This window comes from Planococcus sp. ISL-109 (genome assembly GCF_018613655.1).
Lineage (GTDB): Bacteria > Bacillota > Bacilli > Bacillales_A > Planococcaceae > Planococcus.
The window spans coordinates 1018981-1038799 of sequence record NZ_JAGGPW010000004.1 but is presented as its reverse complement, the minus strand read 5'-3'; the positions used below and the strand labels follow the sequence as shown (position 1 = coordinate 1038799).

Below are 19819 nucleotides of genomic sequence, written 5' to 3'. Positions count from 1 at the left end.
AGGAGGAATTTACATGACAAATGCATTATTAGAAGATTTGAACTGGCGTGGGCTGCTGTATCAGCAGACGGATGAAGAGGGCATGGCGGATCTGCTAGGCAAAGAAAAAATCTCATTATACTGCGGCGTCGATCCGACTGCCGACAGCATGCATATTGGACACATCGTTCCGCTGCTGACGCTGCGCCGTTTTCAATTGCACGGCCATCGCCCGATTTTACTTGTAGGCGGAGCGACAGGGATGATCGGAGACCCGTCTGGGCGCAATGAAGAACGCCAATTGCAGTCGACTGAACAAATCGATCGCAATGTGGACGCAATCAAAAAGCAAATGGAACGGATTTTTGATTTCCAGACAGAAAACGGTGCGAAAATGGTCAATAACCGCGACTGGATCGGCGGCATGAGCGTCATAGAGTTTCTGCGCGACTACGGAAAGCTGATTTCCGTCAACTACATGCTGGCGAAAGATTCTGTTGCTTCGCGTCTAGAGAGCGGAATTTCATTCACAGAGTTTTCCTATACCTTAATCCAGGCAATCGATTTTAACCACCTGTACAATGAATTTAATTGCCGCGTTCAAATCGGCGGTTCAGACCAATGGGGCAATATCACTTCAGGTCTGGAAGTCATCCGCAAAACACATGACGAAGAATCAAAAGCATTCGGCATCACCATTCCGCTCGTCACAAAAGCGGACGGCACAAAGTTCGGCAAGACGGCGGGCGGCGCGGTATGGCTCGATGCGAAAAAGACCTCGCCGTATGAATTCTACCAGTTCTGGATCAACGCAGCAGATGCTGATGTCATCAAATATTTGAAGATTTTTACGTTTATCGAGAAAAATGTAATCGAAGCATTGGCAGAAAGTGTTGAAACCGAAGCACACTTGCGAAAAGCGCAAATTTTACTGGCGGAAGAGATGACGCGCCTGATTCACGGAGAGGCAGCGCTTGAGGATGCGAAGCGCATCACAAAAGCTTTGTTCAGTGGAGAATTGAAAAGTTTGAGTGCAGAAGAAATGAAAGCTGCATTTAAGGATGTGCCTTCTGTCGAAATGAAAAAACAAACAAACTCGATTGTCGATTTGATTGTCGAAGGAAAAATCTCGCCTTCGAAACGGCAAGCGCGTGAAGATATTACGAATGGCGCGATTTCGATTAACGGAGAAAAAATCCGTGACTTGGACTACATCGTCGATGAAAAAGACCGCCTAGATGATGCCTTTGCCATCGTCAGACGCGGAAAAAAGAAATACCATATGATTCATTTTGTTTAATCAGTTGCGCCGCTTGCTTTTTGCAAGCGGCGTTTTTCGTATATTGTGCAAGGTTTAGTTTGAGCATGGCAGGGAAACACAAACATTAGAAGCAGCAACACCAAATTCAAACGAACCACGGGAGGGTGAATAGTATGTCACGAGTAGTCGGAGCATATGATACAGAAATGGAAGCAGTGGAAGTCATTGAAGATCTACAGCATCAAGGGTATCGCAGTGAAGATATTTCCGTCATCAGCAAAGACAAAAGAGATGTCGAGCAAGTTACTGAAGAAACGGGCACACAAGCAGGAGAAGGAGCTGCAACTGGGGCCGCGACAGGCGGTGCACTCGGCGGCCTTGGCGGATTGCTCGCCGGGCTTGGGGCACTGGCGATTCCGGGTATCGGCCCGATCGTTGCGGCAGGGCCCATCGCTGCAGGCTTGACCGGTGCTGCAGCAGGAGCAGGCGTCGGCGGAATTGCCGGAGCTTTGATTGGCCTCGGCGTGTCGGAAGATGAAGCGAAAGATTATGAAACGCAATTCAAAGAAGGAAGAATTCTCGTCTTGCTGGAAGATGGAGACAATCTCAAGCCGGCAGACCGCAACGACGTGGACACATACACTGAAACGGGCGAGCCGTTGATCGGCAGTGAGCGCACGACGACGCACCGCGGCGACCTAGGGCCAGGCTCGGACCGTTCATAACTTGATCTGAATACGACAAAACCCGCAAAGCCATTAGGGCTTTGCGGGTTTTGTTTAACGTAATTGTTTTTCTAGGATGAACGCCGGAACCGGAAAATCCGCAAATGCTTGCGGGTGGACGAGCTTGCCGAGTTTGATTGCCCCTTCGAGCAACCGCGGGGAAGGGCGGCAAAACAATGCTTCTTCCATGACATGGATCTGCTGGGCTGCTTTCATTTCACGTGTGCCGGACCGTTTCAAGACGAGTTCTGGCTTCACTTTGGAAGTCAGGACGCCAACCCAGGCGAGCAGAATATAATCCGGATCACGCGTTCGAACGTCTTCCCAATCCGTTTGGACGTTGGCCGTTTCTTTGTCCTCGAAGCAATTGCGTGCGCCGACAAGACGGCTCATTTCGCTCAGCCAATTAATGCCGCCGGGTGTGAATACAGGTTTTGGCCACCATTCCCAGTAAAGGGACGGGGTGGAACTTGCCTGCTGGCCGCGCTTTCCTAACTCTTCGATGGCTGCATCATATTCCGTGAGAAGCGGTTGTGCATCCATATGGATTGCCGCAGCCACCGTTTGGAGATCGTTTCGGATATCGGCAAAAGACTGTGGATCCAAGACAAGATGCGGAATGTTGCGCTTTACCAGCTCATCCACATTCTTCTCCATGCCGGGAACGCTTAGGGATGCCAGGACAAGGTCTGGAGTGAGTGCTTCGAGTTCATCCATCCGGATGGAAAGGTCCGGTCCAAGGCGGGGGAGGTGATCGATTGACTTTGGCCAATCGGAATAATCGTCGACGCCGACAAGCATATGGTCAGCGTTCAAAAAAGCGAGCAATTCGGTATTGCTCGGGCAAATGGATATGATTCGCATAAATAAGCCTCCTTTATTCATTTATTCATGCCTACAGTTTACCATAGGGCGAAAAGAAAAAAGGCAGAAAAAAACCTCCAAGCATTTGCCTGGAGGTTTTTGGCCAATCGATTAACGAGAGTAATATTCAACGATCAATTGTTCGCTGATTTCAGCAGACAATTCGCTGCGTTCTGGAAGGCGCACGAATGTGCCTTCTTTTTTGTCAGCATCGATTGAAACGTATTCTGGAACAAAGCTGTTCACTTCGATCGCTTCGTTAACTACATCAAGGTTGTTGGATTTTTCGCGGAAAGCGATTTTCTGTCCTGGTTTCACGCTGTAAGACGGAATGTCTAGGCGCTTGCCATCAACAAGGATGTGGCCGTGGTTTACGATTTGGCGAGCTTGGCGGCGAGTGCGCGCAAGGCCGAGGCGGTAAACGACGTTGTCAAGGCGAGTTTCAAGCAAAATCATGAAGTTCTCACCGTGTTTGCCGTCCATTTTGCCTGCTTTGATGAACATAGTTTTAAATTGGCGTTCGTTCACTCCGTACATGAAACGAAGTTTTTGTTTTTCTTGCAATTGCAAACCGTATTCAGAAACCTTACGGCGTTGGTTAGCACCGTGTTGACCTGGTGCGTAAGGGCGTTTTTCTAATTCTTTACCTGTGCCGCTCAAAGAAATTCCTAGGCGACGTGACAGTTTCCATGCTGGACCTGTATAACGAGACATATAAGTCTCCTCCTCTATTTTGGTTTTTAGAGTAAAATAAAAACCAGATGTATTCATGCTGCAAGCCATTTTGTTTTCATGTACCTTCGCTCAGCAGCCAAGAGTTACGCGATACACCTCTGTGTCTAGACGGAAGCGGCCGTTTAAGGGCGCTCTACAGTTTTCTACACAAGGAACAAAATGGACGAACCCGCACATACAACTGCTGCGATTATTTTACACAAAGGCTAGTATAACCGATATCAGCCGCGTCCGTCAATGTTTAACAGAAGAAAGCCTGGCGCACGAGCTTTCTTTTTTAGTGTCCACAAGTTAGAATGGATGTAATCAATAATGTGAGCGCTTTCTATATTAATGTAAGGGGTGTTTTGATGATGAAACCAACGGCAAAAATTGAAACGGCAGTGATCCACAAAGGTTATGACAGCTCTGCCCACCACGACAGCTTGGCAACGCCGCTATACCAGACGTCCACGTATTCGTTTTCGAGTGCACAGGAGGGGGAAGCCCGATTTGCAGGAGAAGCGCAAGGAAACATTTATTCCCGCCTCGGCAATCCGACTGTCCGGGTGTTGGAAGAGAGGATGGCGGAAATCGAAGGCGGACAGGCCGCTTTGGCATTCGGGTCCGGAATGGCCGCAGTTAGCGCGATTTTGGTCCACTTGACGAAGGCGGGCGATCATGTGCTGTGTTCTAGAGGAATCTATGGCTGCACGTTCGGTTTACTGGGCATTATGGAAGAGAAATACGGCATTACGCATTCCCTAATCGCCATGACGACGGAACAACAGATCGAACAAGCGATCCGGCCGGAGACAAAAGTCATCTACGTCGAGACGCCTATCAACCCGACGATGGAACTCGTCAATTTGCGTGCAGTCGAGGCGATCGCCAAAAAGCATGATTTGCGCATTGTCATAGACAATACGTTCAGTTCACCGTATCTGCAGAATCCCATCCAATTTGGGGCGGATTTTGTTCTTCACAGTGCAACCAAATACTTGAATGGGCACGGAGACGTCATCGGCGGTGTGTTGATCGGAAGAGACGCTGAGGAGATGCAGACGATCCGCATGACGGTGCAAAAGGATTTCGGCGGCATCATGTCTCCATTTGATGCGTGGCTTTTGCTGCGCGGATTGAAGACTTTGCATGTGCGCATGGACCGCCACGTCGACAACGCCGAGAAGATCGTCACATTTTTGCAGAATGAACAAGCGGTCAAACGGATTTTCTATCCATTTGATGACGCCCATCCGCAAGTGTCGATTGCAAAAGACCAGATGCGCAGAGGCGGCGGCTTGATTTCATTTGAGCTCGAAGGCGGGAAAAAACAAGCACAGGAGTTTCTCAACGCCTTGTCGCTCATTAAAATCGCTGTCAGTCTCGGAGATGCTGAAACTTTGATTCAGCATCCGGCAACGATGACTCATGCGGTCGTCCCGCCTGAAGAACGCGAACGAATGGGCATCAGTGATTCGCTTGTCCGCTTATCGGTCGGTTTGGAGCATGTCGACGACTTGATGCAGGATTTGCAGCAAGCATTTGCCCAAATTAAATCCAATTTACAGGAAATCTAAAAAAGATCCCGGCCTTTTTGGCCGGGATCTTTTTGTGTGTTCATTAAATATGCTTGATTAAAGTTTTGACGAATTGCTCGAGTCCTAAGCGGTCATCTTCTGTAAAGCGGGCTAGTTCCGGGCTGTCGATATCCAAGACGCCAAGAGCTTCGCCGTCTTTTATGATCGGGACAACGATTTCAGAACGGGAAGCAGCATCACAGGCGATATGACCCGGGAATGCGTGGACATCGTCGATAAGCATCGTTTCGTTCTTGTCGATGGCCGTTCCGCATACTCCTTTGCCGACCGGGATACGGACACAAGCTGGCATTCCTTGGAAAGGCCCCAGCACAAGTTCTCCTTCATCCATCAAGTAAAATCCGACCCAGTTGATGCGGTCCAGAAACTGGCCAAGCAAGGCAGAGGCGTTTGACAGGTTGGCGATGCGGTTCGGTTCGCCTTCAAGCAACGCATCCAATTGTTTATTGAGTAAATTATATTGTTCTGCACGAGTACCGCTATAAGGTGATGTAGCAAACATGGAACCATCTCTTTTCTGAAATTTTTTCTTGATCATTCAGTATAAAATTGATCGGCGTATTTGTGCAAGTCCGCAACCTTATGGGCATCCGAACCGAAGACAAGCGGGATGCCCAGGTTGCGGGCATAGTCGATATACGGCTCCGGGGGGTAAAATTCCAGGCAGTCCGGCTTTGATAATCCGGCAGAGTTGACGTCGAGTTCATAGCCTTGTTCTTTGACCATGCGAAGGATCTTCCGTATACGGTCATCATCGTCGATCGTTTCGCCGTGGCTGTGCTGGAATTTATGGATCAAGGTCACGTGTCCGATGCGTTTCGGTTTAAATGGGCCGAGGTCCGCTCTAATAGAAGCTTCTAGTGTATCGTAATACAAATCATAGACTGCTTGGACCGAACCCATGTCCCGTGCAAGTTGCATAAAAACTTCGGCGCTGAAATCCGCACAAACCCAACGGTCTTGATAGCGCAAAAAATGCACCGACAAAATGGCATCGTCGAGTTGCGGGCCGACCTGTTCCAAAAGGTGGGCGGTTTGTTGTTCAAACCCTTGGATGAAATCCACTTCCAGGCCGGCCCGGATCCGCAAGTTTCCGGAGAATTCGTCTTTCGCTTGCTCGAGTGCCGCGAAATAATCCGGCAACTCCGCCATTTTCATGCCGCTATCCTGCTCGGGTGTCGGATCAAGAAACCCGAACGGCAAGGGAGCGTGCTCCGTGAAACTGATTTCTTGAAATCCATTGTCTATCGCTTTGAGGATGTATGCGCGGAAAGGGTCGCTCGTTCCGTGCGGACAAAAAGGCGTGTGGGTGTGGCCGTCTCGTTTTATCATCTGTTCACCATCTTTTCAATTTGATAAAATTATTCCCTATTTTCTTCTAATTTGCCAAACAAAAGAGTAGAATACATGTTAAAATAAAAGAATAGTGAAGATACTTATGTAACCGGTAATGTATTTGGAACAGGGGGCTAAATGACTTATGATGGAGTATATCATCATTGCGGTCATCATTCTATTGGCGTTGCTTATCATTGGCATGATGTTTCGAAAAAAACATAATGCGGAAATCGAGCGCCTGGAAAAACTGAAACTGCAACTGACAGAGAAACCAATTATGGAAGAACTCACCAAAGTGAAACAATTGAACTTGAATGGCCAGACCGAAGAAATGTTTGAGCGCTGGCGCAAACAATGGACTGAAATCATGGATGTAGACATCCCGAAAATAGACGCCACTCTGTACGATGCCGAAGAGTCGATCAAGCGCTTTAATTTTTCGAAAGCTTCCAAATTGGAAAAGCAGGCGGAAGTGAAGATAGACGATGCGGATCAGCAAATAGCGGTGATTTTTTCAGAACTGGATGAGCTGATCGGCAGTGAAGAAAAAAATCGCAGTGAAATGGATTTGATCCAGGATAAATATGTTCGAGCCCGTAAAAACCTGCTGGCACATAAATCATCATTCGGCGCATCAGCAGACCCGCTTGAAAAGCGTTTGGAATCTTTTGTGCAGCGATTCGATGAATACGATCAGCTGACAGAAGAAGGAAATTATTTGAAAGCGCGTGAAACCGTCATTAATTTATCAGTTGAAAGCGATGAAGCGTTTATGCTCGTTGATGACATTCCAATGCTGCTGACGGAAATCAATGAAAAGATTCCGCAAGATTTGGCGCAGCTGCGCCAAGGTAAACAGGAAATGGAAGAGCAATCGTATTATTTGGACCATCTTGGCTTAACTGAGAAGCTGGATGATATTGAGCAGGAGCTGAAAGGCTTGAAGCACAAGCTCGAAATTCTTGAAGTGGAAGACAGCAAAAAACAAGTCGATGAGATCAAAGACCGCATCGATGCGATGTACGATCTGCTGGAAGCGGAAGTGGCTGCAAAACATTATATCGATCAGCACTTGATGGAAACCGAGCGCCATCTGCAAGTTGTGGCGCGCGATACGACAGAGCTGGAAGAAGAAAGCCGCTACGTCCAGCATAGCTACAAAATCACCGACCAGGAAGCATCGATTCCTAAAACCTGCCTCGACAAAGTGGAGCAGCTCGCGAAGCGCTTTGAATTGTTGTCGAGCCGCTTGGAAGAAGATCAATCCGCATATTCCAGCCTGCAGGACGAATTGATGCATATCCGTGAAGATCTATCGATTGTCGATTCGACACAAATGGACTTTACCGATTCCTTGAAAAATCTGCGCGTCGAAGAAAACCAAGCCCGCATCAAAGTGGAGCAGTTGAGACGCCGCCTGCAGGAAACGGACCGCATGCTGCATAAAGCGAACATTCCAGGGGTACCGGAAGATTTGGACGTCCGTTTGGAAGAAGCGGAAGAACATCTCTTCATCGCTATGCGTGCGCTTCGCGAAGTACCGCTCAATATGAAGTTGGTCGACAATTATATGGAACAATCGGAAACGAGCATTGTGGATGTGGAAACGAAAGCGAAAGAAATGATCGAAAATGTTTTGCTTGTCGAACGCATCATTCAATACGGCAACCGTTACCGAAAAACGAACCCGCAGCTTCATGCCCATTTAATGGAAGCAGAAGAGTCGTTCCGTCAGCTGCGCTATACGAAAGCACTGGAGGAAGCGGCGACCGCTGTGGAAAACTTCGAACCGGGATCGATGAAACGGATTGAAGTGCTTGTCAAAGAAAACAATTAAGAAAATCAGAAAACCACCAGCATACAGGCTGGTGGTTTTCTTGTCGGAGGGATTTTGATGATTTATTTGGACAATAGCGCGACGACAAAGCCGCATGCCGAAGTACTGGATACGTTCGTCAAAGCGAGCACCCAGTATTATGCGAATCCCGCTTCCTTACACCGATTGGGGAATGAAGCGGAAGATTTGCTGGAATCAGCGCGCAGACAACTCAAAAGCCTCCTTGGATTTGAGCGGATCATTTTCACTTCAGGCGGCACAGAAGCGAATAATCTGGCGCTGCGCGGCGCCGCCTATGCGAACAAGGAAAAGGGCCGCCATATCATCTCCTGCAAAACCGAGCATCCATCGGTTCTCGAACCACTAAAGCAACTTTCGAATGAAGGTTTTGACATCAGCTTATTGTCTGTGGATGCAACTGGTGCAATCGATCTCGAAGAATTGAAACAGGCGCTGCGCGCGGATACCATTCTCGTGAGCCTCATGCAGGTCAATAATGAAATCGGCACCATCCATCCGCTGGCGGATATCCGCCGCATGCTCAAAAGCACACGGACGCTATTGCATGTAGACGCGGTGCAAGGCATCGGCCGCCTTCCGCTCGACCTAAATCAATTGCCGGATTTACTGACGGTTTCTGGCCACAAGCTGCACGGACTGAAAAACAGCGGCTTGTTGGCTGTGAACAAAGCGGAACTCGCTCCAATCCTGCTTGGAGGCGGGCAGGAAGGAGGTATTCGGAGCGGAACGGTATCCGTTCCGAATGCAGCAGCGCTCGCCAAAGCAGTGCGCCTTGCTAGACCGGACGCGGATCACCTAAAATGGAATGCGGAGTTGCGTTCATTTTTTGCCGGCTTTAAGGACATTCACATCGTCAGCCCTGAAGGAGCAGCTCCTAATATTCTCGCCGTGGCCATTGCCGGTGTGCGCGGAGAAACCGTAGTGAGCGGGTTGCAAGAGGAAAACGTGATCGTTTCAACATCAAGTGCCTGCTCCTCAAAAAATAAACAGACGAGCCATGTCATCGAAGCGATCGGGTTGCCGCGGGAATACCGAGAAGGCACGGTCCGCATCAGTTTCGGGGCCATGACGACACACCAGGAAATTATCGAATTCAAAAAACATTTCAAGCGTGTGCATCAATTGATTAAAGGAGTCGAACAATCATGAGAACTAACCAAATACTTATCCGTTACGGAGAATTGTCTACAAAAGGACGCAATCGAAAAGCATTTATCGCGCGTCTGCGGAATAACATCCTGCATCTATTTGCGGGTGTACCGACCGTCCGCATTAAAGCGGAACGCGACCGGATGTTTTTATTTTGCGATGATGAACAAGGCATGGAAGACATCATCAAGCGCCTGCCATATGTTTTCGGCATCCAATCATTCAGCCCGGTAACGCAAACGAGCCTGGACCTTTCCGTAATGAAAGAAACGGCATTGTCGATCGTTGAAACAATGGACACGCAAGGCAAAAGCTTCAAAGTGTCCGTCAAAAGGCCCTTCAAGGAATTTCCGTACGAAAAACCGGAAATCATGCGGGCAATCGGCGGCTATGTTTTAGGGAATACGCCGGAATTGACCGTCTCGATGAAAAATCCAGATATTGATCTGAATGTGGAAATCCGCAAAGATGCCGTCTATATGATGGCTGAAACGATCAAAGGGGCAGCGGGGTTGCCGATTGGTGCAGGTGGCAAAGCTTTGCTGATGCTGTCTGGCGGCATCGACAGCCCGGTCGCCGGGTATCACATGTTGAAGCGCGGCGTGAAGCTCGAATTGATCCACTTTTTCAGCCCTCCGTTTACGACCGAGCGCGCAAAAGAGAAAGTGCTCGATTTGGCAGAGAAGCTGAGCGGTTTCGGTTCGCCGGTCACCTTGCATATCATTCCGTTTACAGAGCTCCAGCAGGAAGTCCATAAGCAAGTGCCGGATAATATCACCATGACCTCGACCCGGCGCATGATGATGCGCGTGGCGGACTCGGTACGTGCGAAAACCGACTGCAAGGCCATCATCACCGGCGAGAGCCTCGGCCAAGTCGCCAGCCAGACATTAGATAGTCTGCAGGCGATCAACGCGGTCACAACGACGCCGATTTTGCGGCCGCTCATTGCGCAGGACAAACTGGAAATTATCGAAACTGCACAAGCGATCGATACGTACGAAATTTCAATCCGCCCGTTCGAGGATTGCTGCACGATCTTCACGCCGGCCAATCCGAAAACTAAACCGAAAACCGATAAAGTGGAACATTACGAGAGTTTTGTTTCGTTTGATGAAATGATCGACAAGGCGGTGGCAAATCGGGAAGTGATTGAATTCCCGCGAACGAAAGAACAGCGCTTTGAGGGATTGCTGTAATCTTTTCTTGAAAATTCTACCGGTCACACAACCGGACCGTTTAGAGTGGAAGAGGGACTCGTCAAAGTGTTTGTCGTCTTGACGGAAGGCAATGTAGGTGGAGATGAGCCCATTGATGAATTGCAGCAAGTGGAAAACGCAAAAAAATAACATTTCTTTCAAAAGCTTCCGGTATCAGCGGAGGCTTTTGCTGTATTTACTTTCCGGTAGGGCAGGCATATAATGGGTCTATTATTTCGAATACAAAAATACTTTGAGAATGGTGCGCGATGCGAAGATGACTGAAGAAAAAAAAGGGACACTGCTGACGATTTTAACGTATACGATTTGGGGGTTCCTGCCGATATTTTGGAAACAAGTCGACCATGTGCCGGCAGATGAATTATTGGCTGGCCGCATTTTTTGGGCATTTTGGCTGACGCTGGGCTTTATCGTGCTGACTGGAGGAGGAAAGCAGCTTTTCGCTGATGTCAAATCCTTGTGGGCATCGAAGAAGACATTTTTCCTGCTCATGCTCGCTTCGTTTCTCATTTCGGCCAATTGGTTCTTTTATATCTACGCCGTTACCAATGACCGCATAGTTGAAACGAGTCTCGGCTATTACATCAATCCGCTCATTTCCGTTTTGCTGGGCTCGTTTTTTTTGAAGGAAAAACTTTCCCCAGCGGTGAAAGTCGCGTTTGTGCTGGCGGCGATCGGCGTCACCATCATCACCGTTTCTTACGGGACATTGCCTTGGCTGGCGCTTGGCATGGCGTTCAGCTTCGCGTTCTACGGCTTGATCAAAAAGACCATTCAATTGAACGCGCTGCGGGGCCTCGCGATCGAGACTTTGTTCGTGTTGCCGTTTGCGACTGCCTATTATGTTTATTTATTTTCCATCGACCGCGCGGCATTCTTGCATAGCGGAATCTCGACCGACCTGCTCGTCGTCCTCAGCGGATTCCTCACTGCGTTGCCGTTGCTGTTTTTTGCGATGGGTGCGCCGCTCATCCCTCTATACATGGTCGGATTTTTGCAATACATCGCTCCGACTTTAATGCTGCTGATTGGTGTGCTCATCTACGGAGAGGCATTCGGCCTTGTGTCTGTCGTTTCTTTCTCCTTTATCTGGAGCGCGTTGATTTTGTTCACCGGATCCAAAATCATGGAAGCGAGGCGCATGAGAAAAAAACGCCACATACTTGGTGCCGAATTTACCGGAAAGTGAAACATTTTGGAGCGTATGCCGTATAGTTAAATGGAATACTTAAGGAGGGAATTAAAGGATGAATACAAAACGCTGGATTGCTTTACTCGCCGCTGCTGCATTGCTGGTGATTTCACTCGTCATCAACTCGGCGTTTACAGTGTTGAAATCAGATTTTGCCTCAGGTTTTGATGACTTCATAGGCACTGACGACACTGGGCTGGGCGAACAGGTGCTTGAGTCAGGGGATGCCAATAACCGCATCGCCGTGTTGACCGTGGACGGTGCAATTCAAGATAGTGGCGAGACGCCTGTTTTCGCGGCCGTTGGCTATAACCATGATCTGTTTATGGAACAATTGGAAGCAGTAAAAGAAGACGATAGCGTAAAAGGTGTTGTCTTGAATGTGAATTCTCCAGGAGGCGGTGTCGTCGAATCTGCACAGATCCACGACAAAATCACCGAAATCCAGGAAGAAACCGGTAAGCCGCTTTACGTATCGATGGGATCGATGGCTGCATCCGGCGGGTATTATATTTCCGCACCTGCAGAAAAGATTTTCGTTAATGAAGAAACTTTGACAGGATCGATCGGCGTCATTATGCAAAGCGTTAATTACGGCGAACTTGCAGAACGCTATGGCGTGGATTTTGTTACGATCAAATCCGGTCCTTACAAAGATATCATGAGTCCGACACGCGATATGACTGAGGACGAACGGGCATTATTGCAAGAGATGCTTGATAGTTCATACGAACAATTTGTCGATGTCATCGAACAAGGCCGCGATATGACCGAAGCGGAAGTAAAAGAATACGCGGACGGTAGAATCATGAACGGACGGCAGGCAGTTGAAGCGAACCTGGCGGATGACTTTGGTTTTGAAGAAGACGTAATCCAAGCTATGAGTGAAGATTTCAGTTTAGAAGGCGGCGAAGTATTTGAGTACGGTGCCAGCGGGAATTGGGCTTCACTATTTGCAATGAAGACAAGTTCATTCTTCGGCATGGATATGGAAACCAAATTAATAGCGGATATGCTAACGCAAAACAGCGGACCGCGCATGATGTATCTATACGGTGAGAACTAAGGAGGTGGAGAAGCATGACTGATCACATCAATACAGATGCGATAGAGCAACCGGCTGCGACTCCGCCGGTTCGGCCGACAACTGACAACGTGCTGTTTTATGAACGCAAGCCGGCAGGGTTTTGGATGCGCTTTTGGGCTTACTTGATTGATATCTCAATCATTTCAGCGATTTCTTCTATAGTCATCCTTCCACTGTTTGCGTTATTCGGCTGGGAAACGTCAGGGAGTGCCTGGTATGCGCCGTATGCGATTTTGACTGCAATCGTGTTCTATGGCTATTTCATCCTGATGACTAAGTTTTTCGCCCAGACCGTAGGCAAGATGATTTTAGGCCTGCGGGTCGTTTCACTGAAAACCGACCATTTGCCGTGGACCACTTTATTGTTCCGCGAGTGGATCGGCCGCTTTATTTCAGTGACGATTTTGCCGTTATATTGGATTGTCGGCTTTACGCCATTAAAGCAAGGGGTTCATGATTTTATCGCCGACACGACTGTGGTCCACGAGGAATCTTACCGGAAGCGCGAAATGGCGAAAACACGTTTGGAAGGGTCTCGGTTGCAAGAAAGTGAAAGCATTTAGTATGATAGAGTTAATTTGAAAAGGGAGGCGTTGCAATTGGTACAAATCACATTCAAGCAAAACCCTGTCACATTGCCCGGTAAAGAAGTGAAAGTGGGCGAGCAGGCACCGCATTTCACGGCGTTATCCAACGGCCTGGAGTCGAAAACTTTGCAGGACTTCAAAGGCAAAGTTCGATTGGTAAGTGTCGTTCCATCACTTGATACCGGCTTATGTTCCGATCAGACGAAACGCTTCAGCGACGAAGCGGCATCTCTCGGCGACAACGTGGAAGTACTTACAGTTTCCTGCGATCTTCCATTCGCACAAAAGCGCTGGACGGAAATCAATGGCGTCGATTCGATCACGACATTGTCCGACCACCGCGACCTGTCATTTGGTGAAGCGTATGGCGTAACGATGCAGGAACTTCGCTTATTGGCACGCTCCATTTTCGTCGTCGATGAAAACGACGAAGTGGCTTATGTTGAATATGTAGCAGAAGGCACCGATCACCCGGATTATGAAAAAGCACTCGAAGCAGTAAGAGAACTGACAAACTAATACTAGAAACCCACTCTCCTAGAGTGGGTTTTATCATGAGGACGGAGATTTATGAATTCATCTATGGAAAGCATTTTCATCATGATCGACAATGAAACGGTGTCAGTCCAAAAGCAGCAGGAACTTTCCTATTTGGAGAGCTTGCTCACCACGACTGAAAGATGGCTCGATGGGCAATTAAATGTACCTGTTGGCGCCACGAAAGAAGACGTTCGGAAAGCAATCCAATTGGCGATTTTGAAAGGCATGAAAGAACATGTCCAGCCGCATCACCAAATGACGCCGGACGCACTCGGCTTACTTGTCGGCTATCTTGTCGAATTGTTCGTCAAAGATCAGCAGGCGACTGTGCTCGATCCCGCAGCAGGGACCGGCAATTTATTGTTCACGGTCATGAACTATTTGGACGGGCGCATGACGGGAACGGCTGTAGAGATAGACGATTTATTGATCCGCCTTGCCTCGAATATCGGAAACTTGATCGAACAGCCGGTGACATTCTATTTGCAGGATGCCTTACAGCCCTTGTTGATCGATCCGGCCGATTGTGTCGTATCGGATTTGCCGGTCGGCTATTACCCGGATGAGCAAGTCGCTTCTTCTTATGATTTACATGCGGAAGAAGGCATGTCATATGCGCACCATCTATTTATCGAACAATCCTTGAAACATACAAAAGAAGGCGGCTATTTATTTTTTGTCATCCCGAAAAACTTGTTTGAATCACCGCTCGCCAACCAATTGCATCATTTCTTGAAGCAGCAAGCGCATATCCAGGCGGTCATGGAGTTGCCGGACAATATTTTCAAACATGCCCAGCATGCCAAAGCTATCCTCATCTTGCAGAAAAAACAAGATGGCTTGAAAGCCCCGAAAGAAGTGCTGCTCGCACGAGTTCCGAATATGTCGAAACCGGAAACGATGGCGAAATTTTTCACACAGGTGAATGAATGGTTCAAAGAAAACAAAGCATAAGAAAAGATCGGTCTTATACAGGGCCGGTCTTTTTCGTTTCAAGAAAAAGGCAGGAAATTCTATATAAACGGCGAATAGCGTAAAGAGACGGGGGAATGATTAGTCTGAGAGGAGTGGGGATATGTATCAACAAATCTTACTGGCAGTCGACGGTTCGGAAAACTCGATCCGCGCCGCCAAGGAAGCGGTAAAAATTGCAGGATTGGTCAATGGAGCGGAAGTGACGGTCGTCTATGTCTCCGATTATAAGGAAGATGAAAACGAAGTGATCCACGATGCGTCGGCAATGGAGTTCGATTTAGCAAGACGGAAAAAAATCCAGCCGGTGACCGAAATGCTGGAAAGGAAAGAGATATTCCATCAAGTCGAAGTGCTGCATGGCATACCAGGCCCTGCCATAGTCGGGATGACGAAAGATAAGCAATACGATCTGCTCGTCATCGGCAGCCGCGGTTTATCTCCAATCCGCGAAGTGATGCTCGGCAGTGTCAGCCATAAAGTCGTCAATCACGCAGAATGCCCGGTTCTTGTCGTAAGGTGAAAATAGCGCATCACGCTGGATCGTCATTTGGTATACTTAGAGCACATAGTGCTGCAAAAGCATTGCGAATATTGGGGGATGAATAATGGTGGATTTGCCGAATTGCCCGAAATGCGGTTCTGAGTATACGTATAAAGATGGAGACAGGCTGGTTTGTCCGGAATGTGCACATGAATGGAATCCGAATGAACAAGAACAAGCGCAAGTCATACGCGATGCTGTCGGAAACATTTTGCAAGACGGAGACGCTGTCACAGTCATTAAGGATTTGAAAGTAAAAGGCAGCTCAAACACATTGAAAATCGGCACGAAAGTAAAAAGCATCCGGCTCGTCGACGGCGACCATAATATCGATTGCAAAATCGACGGCTTCGGGGCGATGCAACTGAAATCGGAATTCGTGAAAAAAGCTTGAGTGCTTGCGCATTTTTTTTGAAAGAAAAAACCGGTCATACCAACCTTTTAAAGGATGGATGACCGGTTTTTCGCTTTATACTTCACACTCCGCGCTTATTGCCCCATAGCAAAGTATGAAGCTGGGGCAATACTTTCGCATTATTAAGTGCGGCGGATGTTAAATGCCTATCAATCAGCCATTGATAACGTCCCAATAAATGCTGCGTCAGTTTTTCATCGTCAACAGTCAGGGTATCGTCATTTCCGACTTGTAAAAAGAATGGAAAGGACGGATAACGTATATGAAGCTGTTCAGCAAAGAACAAATCCGCATCATCAAAGACGACGACTTTCAGGCTGGCTTGATTGGGGGCAAGCTTCCCGAGCAGCGCATCGAGTTTAGAGTAATCCAAAATCATCCCCGAACTCGGGGGCTTCGGAGAAACCGTGACCTCATCGATTTCAGCCAGCCAGTCCTGCCATATGCTGCCTTGTGTTTCAACAGCGGTCTGCCAGCCCTTTTCATGGCAAAGAGCAACCAGTTCACTGATGCCTTTATGAAGAGCCGGATTGCCTCCGGAGATCGTCACATGCGAAAAATTTTCCTTTCCGAGCTGTTCGAGTTCATCGGTGATGGCTTGAGCATTCATCATGACGCTTTTTCCAGTACCATCCCAAGTGAATTTTGAATCACACCACGAACAGGAATAATCGCAACCGGCAGTCCGTACAAACATCGTTTTCTGTCCTATGACCATACCTTCTCCTTGAATAGTCGGGCCGAAAATTTCCATAACGGGAATTTTCATGAGGAACCCTCGCTTAAAGGGCGGTAGACGACATAGCTGGTCGGTGTTTCTCGGACGATGACCTGCAGGCAGCGTGGCTGATTGTCAGTCCCATCGAGCAGTTTCTGGGTCATGAGAAAAATTTGTTCTGCGAGCTGTTCGGTTGTTGGAAACGTTTGGGTGAATTCCGCATGGTCATTTAGTACGGTATGGTCGTAGCGTTTATGGATCAGGTTTTTCAGCTCTTTAAAATCGATCAGAAAACCGATGGTGTTCAACTGGTTTCCGGCGATCGTAATATTGAGCGTGTACGTATGGCCGTGCATGCGGGCGCACTGGCCGGCTTGTTCTGCAGGAATATAATGCGCTGCAGAAAAATGCATATCTTTATTCAATTCAAAGCGGAAAGCGTGTGCGACCGATGGATAAAATTGCTGTATCATGACTCGGCACCCGCTTTTTGGGACAGATATTTACTCAACCCGTCATTGCGCAGTACGCAGGCTGGGCAAGTGCCGCATCCGGCAGCAGCTACGCCATTATAGCAGGTCAAAGTTTCCGTCTGAACGAATTCCAAAGCGCCGAGCTGGTCGGACAATTCCCACACACCCGCTTTATCAATCCACATGAGCGGCGTATGGATGACGAACTGCTTGTCCATCGCCAAATTTAAGCTGACGTTCAACGAGCGGATAAACGTATCGCGGCAATCGGGATAGCCGCTGAAGTCGGTCTCGCTGACCCCCGTCACCAAATGGCGCGCACCGAAGGCATCGGCATAGATGGCGGCAAAGGATAAGAACAAAAGGTTGCGGCCTGGCACGAATGTAGAAGGCAGCCCATCCGTTTGTCCGCTCACGTCAATCGAATCGCGTGTTAAGGCGTTAGCGGACAGTTGATTGATTAATCCGAGGTCGAGCACTTGAAGTGTGACTCCGAGCGTTTCAGCGATCTGTTTGGCATGGTCGATTTCCTGTGCATGCCGCTGCCCGTAATCGAAAGTGACAGCAAGCACTTCGCCGAATTCCTCGAGTGCCCAAAAAAGGCAAGTGGTGCTATCTTGTCCACCGCTGAAAACAACGACAGCTTTTTCATTTTTCATCGTATACAGCTCCTTAGTTTTTTAGAGAGGGAGTTTGCGAACCTCTTTATGAAACAGTTCCCATAATAGCATAATTGAAAAGCTTATGGCGCCTTTTCGTGTGTAGCGACTCCACAAAAGGGTATAGATAATTAAAATGGAAGGGGTGGCTGCGTGTGAAAGCGATTGTGATCGATCAGTATGGAGGAAGAGAGCAATTAAAAGAACGGGAAGTTGAAACGCCGTCAATTGCCGAAAATCAAGTACTCGTCGAAGTCCATGCGACTTCGGTCAATCCGATAGATTGGAAACTGCGCGAAGGCTATTTAAAAGACATGCTGCCTTGGGAGTTTCCGATTATTCTCGGGTGGGACGTGGCGGGAATTGTCCGCCAAATCGGATCGGAAGTTAGACATTTTCAAGTCGGCGACAGGGTATTTGCACGCCCTGCAACGACGCGGCAAGGCACTTATGCGGAATTCGTTCCGGTCGATGAGAACCTGCTTGCCCGCATGCCGGAAAGCATGAGCTTTGAACAAGGTGCCGCAATTCCGTTGACGGGGCTTACCGCTTGGCAATGCCTGGTGGAAATCGGCCATATCAAAAAAGGCGAGAAAGTGCTGATCCACGCAGGGGCAGGAGGCGTCGGCAGCATGGCCATCCAAATCGCCAACAGCATCGGTGCTTATGTAGCGACGACAGCGAGCGACAAGAACGATGAATTGGTGACATCACTTGGCGCGAACCGGGTGATCGATTACCATGAAGAGGATTTTTCGGAAGTGCTCGAAGATTTCGATTTTGTTTTGGATACCATGGGCGGAGAGACCTTGGAGAAAAGCTACGGGGTATTAAAGCATGGCGGAAGGCTCGTCAGCATTGCCGGCCAGCCGGATGAAGCTAAAGCCGAGCAATTGGGCATTTCCGTTAACGGATTTTGGCTTGAACCGGACGGAGCCCAATTAAAAAAACTAGGGGATTTGTTTATATCGGGTGAAGTGAGGCCGGAAGTTGGCCATGTGTTCCATTTGACGGAAGAAGAAGTCCGTGCAGCGCATGAATTGAGCGAAACTCACCACGCGAGAGGAAAAATCATCATTAAAGTGAAGGAAACATAAAAAGCACGCGGCATCAATGGCCGCGTGCTTTTGTTTGTGTTATTCAGGTTTTTCGGAGTGTTTCTCAGAATAATAATCGTCCGGCGCATCACTCTGTGCTTGTTCCGTACGCACAACGAGAACATCACATTTTGCCGAACGGACAATATGCTCAGACACACTGCCGATGAGGAAGCGTTCGACAGCATTCAAGCCCGTCGCACCACAAACGATCAAGTCCGCTTCGACTCTTTCCGCAAGTTCACGCGGAATCATCGTTTTCGGAGAACCATAATCAACGACGATGTTGACTTTTTCAACGCCGCCAGCCTCGGCTTCTTTTTTATAATCCCCGAGCAGGTCTTCCGCAAACTTTTGTGCGCGGTCTGCAATCGTGCGGTCATATGCTTCGATAGCGGCAAATGAACGGGTATCGATAATGTTCACCAAGTTCAATGTCGCATGGTTCCGTGTGGCTATGCCAATGGACTTTTTGAAAGCCCATTCTGCTTCTTTGGAACCGTCTACCGCTACCATAATTTGATTATACTTTAATGTCATCTCAGCATTCCTCCTTTGTCTATACTGTAACTTTCGAGGCACACATGAATTGTTCCTCCTTAAACGGTAAAAATTCTTAAAATTTTTATAATTAGTTTTTCGTTAATTATTGTGAAATACTTTTTAGTCGAAAAATCCAGCTCTATTAACGGAATCCCGCAACGCAAAAATATATCTCTTCCCCAAAGAAAATAAGGGAGCAAAATTCATAGGAATCTGTTAGAATGGATGTGGTTTCAAATACTGATAGATTTCATCATTTTATTATTTCAGACACAATATTATT

At 48.1% G+C, this 19819-nt stretch carries 22 protein-coding genes and 1 riboswitch; of the genes, 14 read left to right on the top strand and 8 right to left on the bottom strand.

What is annotated here, in order from left to right:
* The first annotated feature begins 13 nt into the window (after nucleotides 1-13).
* Nucleotides 14-1279 carry a tyrosine--tRNA ligase gene (tyrS, locus tag J7E21_RS06965; RefSeq protein WP_215105963.1) on the top strand — a complete coding sequence of 422 codons (1266 nt, stop codon included), beginning with the start codon at nucleotides 14-16 and terminating at the stop codon, nucleotides 1277-1279.
* 134 nt (nucleotides 1280-1413) lie between these two features.
* Entirely contained in the window at nucleotides 1414-1965 is a 552-nt protein-coding gene (locus J7E21_RS06960) for a general stress protein (protein ID WP_215105961.1), read from the top strand.
* Between the two features lie 54 nt (nucleotides 1966-2019).
* On the opposite strand, the gene J7E21_RS06955 is transcribed toward J7E21_RS06960, so the two are convergent.
* Both J7E21_RS06955 and rpsD read right to left on the bottom strand, forming a co-directional pair.
* Nucleotides 2020-2829: an ABC transporter substrate-binding protein gene (locus J7E21_RS06955; protein ID WP_215105959.1), complete on the bottom strand. Its 810-nt coding sequence runs from the start codon at nucleotides 2827-2829 to the stop codon at nucleotides 2020-2022.
* 111 nt (nucleotides 2830-2940) lie between these two features.
* Nucleotides 2941-3543 carry a 30S ribosomal protein S4 gene (gene rpsD / locus J7E21_RS06950; protein WP_215105957.1) on the bottom strand — a complete coding sequence of 201 codons (603 nt, stop codon included), beginning with the start codon at nucleotides 3541-3543 and terminating at the stop codon, nucleotides 2941-2943.
* Nucleotides 3544-3914: 371 nt separating this feature from the next.
* On the opposite strand from rpsD, the gene megL reads away from it, so the two are divergent.
* Nucleotides 3915-5123: a methionine gamma-lyase gene (megL, locus tag J7E21_RS06945; protein ID WP_483313480.1), complete on the top strand. Its 1209-nt coding sequence runs from the start codon at nucleotides 3915-3917 to the stop codon at nucleotides 5121-5123.
* Nucleotides 5124-5166: 43 nt separating this feature from the next.
* Here the strand turns inward: megL and J7E21_RS06940 are convergent, their stop codons facing one another.
* Both J7E21_RS06940 and hisJ read right to left on the bottom strand, forming a co-directional pair.
* Entirely contained in the window at nucleotides 5167-5646 is a 480-nt protein-coding gene (locus J7E21_RS06940; RefSeq protein ID WP_215105956.1) for a GAF domain-containing protein, read from the bottom strand.
* Nucleotides 5647-5678: 32 nt separating this feature from the next.
* Entirely contained in the window at nucleotides 5679-6473 is a 795-nt protein-coding gene (gene hisJ, locus J7E21_RS06935; protein ID WP_215106170.1) for a histidinol-phosphatase HisJ, read from the bottom strand.
* Between the two features lie 151 nt (nucleotides 6474-6624).
* On the opposite strand from hisJ, the gene ezrA reads away from it, so the two are divergent.
* From ezrA to J7E21_RS06885, 10 genes are all read left to right on the top strand, one after another.
* On the top strand, nucleotides 6625-8319 hold the full coding sequence (ezrA, locus tag J7E21_RS06930) for a septation ring formation regulator EzrA (RefSeq protein ID WP_215105954.1): 1695 nt from the start codon (nucleotides 6625-6627) through the stop codon (nucleotides 8317-8319).
* A 57-nt stretch (nucleotides 8320-8376) separates the two neighbouring features.
* The gene (locus J7E21_RS06925; RefSeq protein WP_215105952.1) at nucleotides 8377-9489 is read left to right on the top strand and encodes a cysteine desulfurase family protein; all 1113 of its coding nucleotides are present in this window, start codon (nucleotides 8377-8379) and stop codon (nucleotides 9487-9489) included.
* A complete protein-coding gene (gene thiI, locus J7E21_RS06920; protein WP_215105950.1) occupies nucleotides 9486-10688 on the top strand; it encodes a tRNA uracil 4-sulfurtransferase ThiI in 1203 nt (400 codons plus the stop codon). The genes J7E21_RS06925 and thiI overlap by 4 nt, the downstream gene beginning before the upstream one ends.
* A 277-nt stretch (nucleotides 10689-10965) precedes the next feature.
* Nucleotides 10966-11898, top strand: a complete 933-nt coding sequence (gene rarD / locus J7E21_RS06915; protein WP_215105947.1) for an EamA family transporter RarD — start codon at nucleotides 10966-10968, stop codon at nucleotides 11896-11898.
* Nucleotides 11899-11956: 58 nt separating this feature from the next.
* Nucleotides 11957-12967, top strand: a complete 1011-nt coding sequence (gene sppA, locus J7E21_RS06910) for a signal peptide peptidase SppA (RefSeq protein ID WP_215105946.1) — start codon at nucleotides 11957-11959, stop codon at nucleotides 12965-12967.
* Between the two features lie 14 nt (nucleotides 12968-12981).
* Nucleotides 12982-13551 (top strand): RDD family protein, encoded by a 570-nt coding sequence (locus J7E21_RS06905; protein ID WP_215105945.1) that lies wholly within the window; start codon nucleotides 12982-12984, stop codon nucleotides 13549-13551.
* Between the two features lie 36 nt (nucleotides 13552-13587).
* Nucleotides 13588-14094 (top strand): thiol peroxidase, encoded by a 507-nt coding sequence (tpx, locus tag J7E21_RS06900; protein WP_215105944.1) that lies wholly within the window; start codon nucleotides 13588-13590, stop codon nucleotides 14092-14094.
* A gap of 51 nt (nucleotides 14095-14145) precedes the next feature.
* Nucleotides 14146-15069, top strand: a complete 924-nt coding sequence (locus tag J7E21_RS06895) for a class I SAM-dependent methyltransferase (RefSeq protein WP_215105943.1) — start codon at nucleotides 14146-14148, stop codon at nucleotides 15067-15069.
* Nucleotides 15070-15190: 121 nt separating this feature from the next.
* Nucleotides 15191-15610 (top strand): universal stress protein, encoded by a 420-nt coding sequence (locus J7E21_RS06890; RefSeq protein WP_215105942.1) that lies wholly within the window; start codon nucleotides 15191-15193, stop codon nucleotides 15608-15610.
* Nucleotides 15611-15695: 85 nt separating this feature from the next.
* Nucleotides 15696-16025, top strand: coding sequence for a zinc ribbon domain-containing protein YjdM (locus J7E21_RS06885; RefSeq protein ID WP_215105941.1), 330 nt, complete (start codon nucleotides 15696-15698; stop codon nucleotides 16023-16025).
* Between the two features lie 82 nt (nucleotides 16026-16107).
* Here the strand turns inward: J7E21_RS06885 and queE are convergent, their stop codons facing one another.
* Genes queE through queC form a run of 3 tightly spaced genes read right to left on the bottom strand, consistent with a single transcriptional unit; the run spans nucleotide 16108 to nucleotide 17896 of the window.
* The gene (gene queE / locus J7E21_RS06880) at nucleotides 16108-16815 is read right to left on the bottom strand and encodes a 7-carboxy-7-deazaguanine synthase QueE (protein ID WP_215105939.1); all 708 of its coding nucleotides are present in this window, start codon (nucleotides 16813-16815) and stop codon (nucleotides 16108-16110) included.
* Entirely contained in the window at nucleotides 16812-17237 is a 426-nt protein-coding gene (queD, locus tag J7E21_RS06875; protein ID WP_215105937.1) for a 6-carboxytetrahydropterin synthase QueD, read from the bottom strand. Before queD ends, queE begins: the two co-directional genes overlap by 4 nt.
* Nucleotides 17234-17896 (bottom strand): 7-cyano-7-deazaguanine synthase QueC, encoded by a 663-nt coding sequence (queC, locus tag J7E21_RS06870; protein ID WP_215105935.1) that lies wholly within the window; start codon nucleotides 17894-17896, stop codon nucleotides 17234-17236. The genes queD and queC overlap by 4 nt, the downstream gene beginning before the upstream one ends.
* A gap of 7 nt (nucleotides 17897-17903) precedes the next feature.
* Nucleotides 17904-17947: riboswitch (PreQ1 riboswitch) on the bottom strand.
* Between the two features lie 104 nt (nucleotides 17948-18051).
* Here queC and J7E21_RS06865 point away from each other — a divergent pair.
* Nucleotides 18052-18993: an NADP-dependent oxidoreductase gene (locus tag J7E21_RS06865; protein ID WP_215105933.1), complete on the top strand. Its 942-nt coding sequence runs from the start codon at nucleotides 18052-18054 to the stop codon at nucleotides 18991-18993.
* A 39-nt stretch (nucleotides 18994-19032) separates the two neighbouring features.
* Here J7E21_RS06865 and J7E21_RS06860 read toward each other — a convergent pair whose 3' ends face one another.
* The gene (locus tag J7E21_RS06860) at nucleotides 19033-19533 is read right to left on the bottom strand and encodes a universal stress protein (protein ID WP_215105931.1); all 501 of its coding nucleotides are present in this window, start codon (nucleotides 19531-19533) and stop codon (nucleotides 19033-19035) included.
* Between the last annotated feature and the right edge of the window lie 286 nt (nucleotides 19534-19819).

Bases quoted from the DNA above. Each gene is read 5' to 3' on its own strand.
- tyrS (WP_215105963.1), top strand. From the start codon at position 14: ATGACAAATGCATTATTAGAAGATTTGAACTGGCGTGGGCTGCTGTAT.
- J7E21_RS06960 (WP_215105961.1), top strand. From the start codon at position 1,414: ATGTCACGAGTAGTCGGAGCATATGATACAGAAATGGAAGCAGTGGAA.
- J7E21_RS06955 (WP_215105959.1), bottom strand. From the start codon at position 2,829: ATGCGAATCATATCCATTTGCCCGAGCAATACCGAATTGCTCGCTTTT.
- rpsD (WP_215105957.1), bottom strand. From the start codon at position 3,543: ATGTCTCGTTATACAGGTCCAGCATGGAAACTGTCACGTCGCCTAGGA.
- megL (WP_483313480.1), top strand. From the start codon at position 3,915: ATGATGAAACCAACGGCAAAAATTGAAACGGCAGTGATCCACAAAGGT.
- J7E21_RS06940 (WP_215105956.1), bottom strand. From the start codon at position 5,646: ATGTTTGCTACATCACCTTATAGCGGTACTCGTGCAGAACAATATAAT.
- ezrA (WP_215105954.1), top strand. From the start codon at position 6,625: ATGATGGAGTATATCATCATTGCGGTCATCATTCTATTGGCGTTGCTT.
- J7E21_RS06925 (WP_215105952.1), top strand. From the start codon at position 8,377: ATGATTTATTTGGACAATAGCGCGACGACAAAGCCGCATGCCGAAGTA.
- thiI (WP_215105950.1), top strand. From the start codon at position 9,486: ATGAGAACTAACCAAATACTTATCCGTTACGGAGAATTGTCTACAAAA.
- rarD (WP_215105947.1), top strand. From the start codon at position 10,966: ATGACTGAAGAAAAAAAAGGGACACTGCTGACGATTTTAACGTATACG.
- sppA (WP_215105946.1), top strand. From the start codon at position 11,957: ATGAATACAAAACGCTGGATTGCTTTACTCGCCGCTGCTGCATTGCTG.
- J7E21_RS06905 (WP_215105945.1), top strand. From the start codon at position 12,982: ATGACTGATCACATCAATACAGATGCGATAGAGCAACCGGCTGCGACT.
- J7E21_RS06895 (WP_215105943.1), top strand. From the start codon at position 14,146: ATGAATTCATCTATGGAAAGCATTTTCATCATGATCGACAATGAAACG.
- J7E21_RS06890 (WP_215105942.1), top strand. From the start codon at position 15,191: ATGTATCAACAAATCTTACTGGCAGTCGACGGTTCGGAAAACTCGATC.
- J7E21_RS06885 (WP_215105941.1), top strand. From the start codon at position 15,696: ATGGTGGATTTGCCGAATTGCCCGAAATGCGGTTCTGAGTATACGTAT.
- queE (WP_215105939.1), bottom strand. From the start codon at position 16,815: ATGAAAATTCCCGTTATGGAAATTTTCGGCCCGACTATTCAAGGAGAA.
- queD (WP_215105937.1), bottom strand. From the start codon at position 17,237: ATGATACAGCAATTTTATCCATCGGTCGCACACGCTTTCCGCTTTGAA.
- queC (WP_215105935.1), bottom strand. From the start codon at position 17,896: ATGAAAAATGAAAAAGCTGTCGTTGTTTTCAGCGGTGGACAAGATAGC.
- J7E21_RS06860 (WP_215105931.1), bottom strand. From the start codon at position 19,533: ATGACATTAAAGTATAATCAAATTATGGTAGCGGTAGACGGTTCCAAA.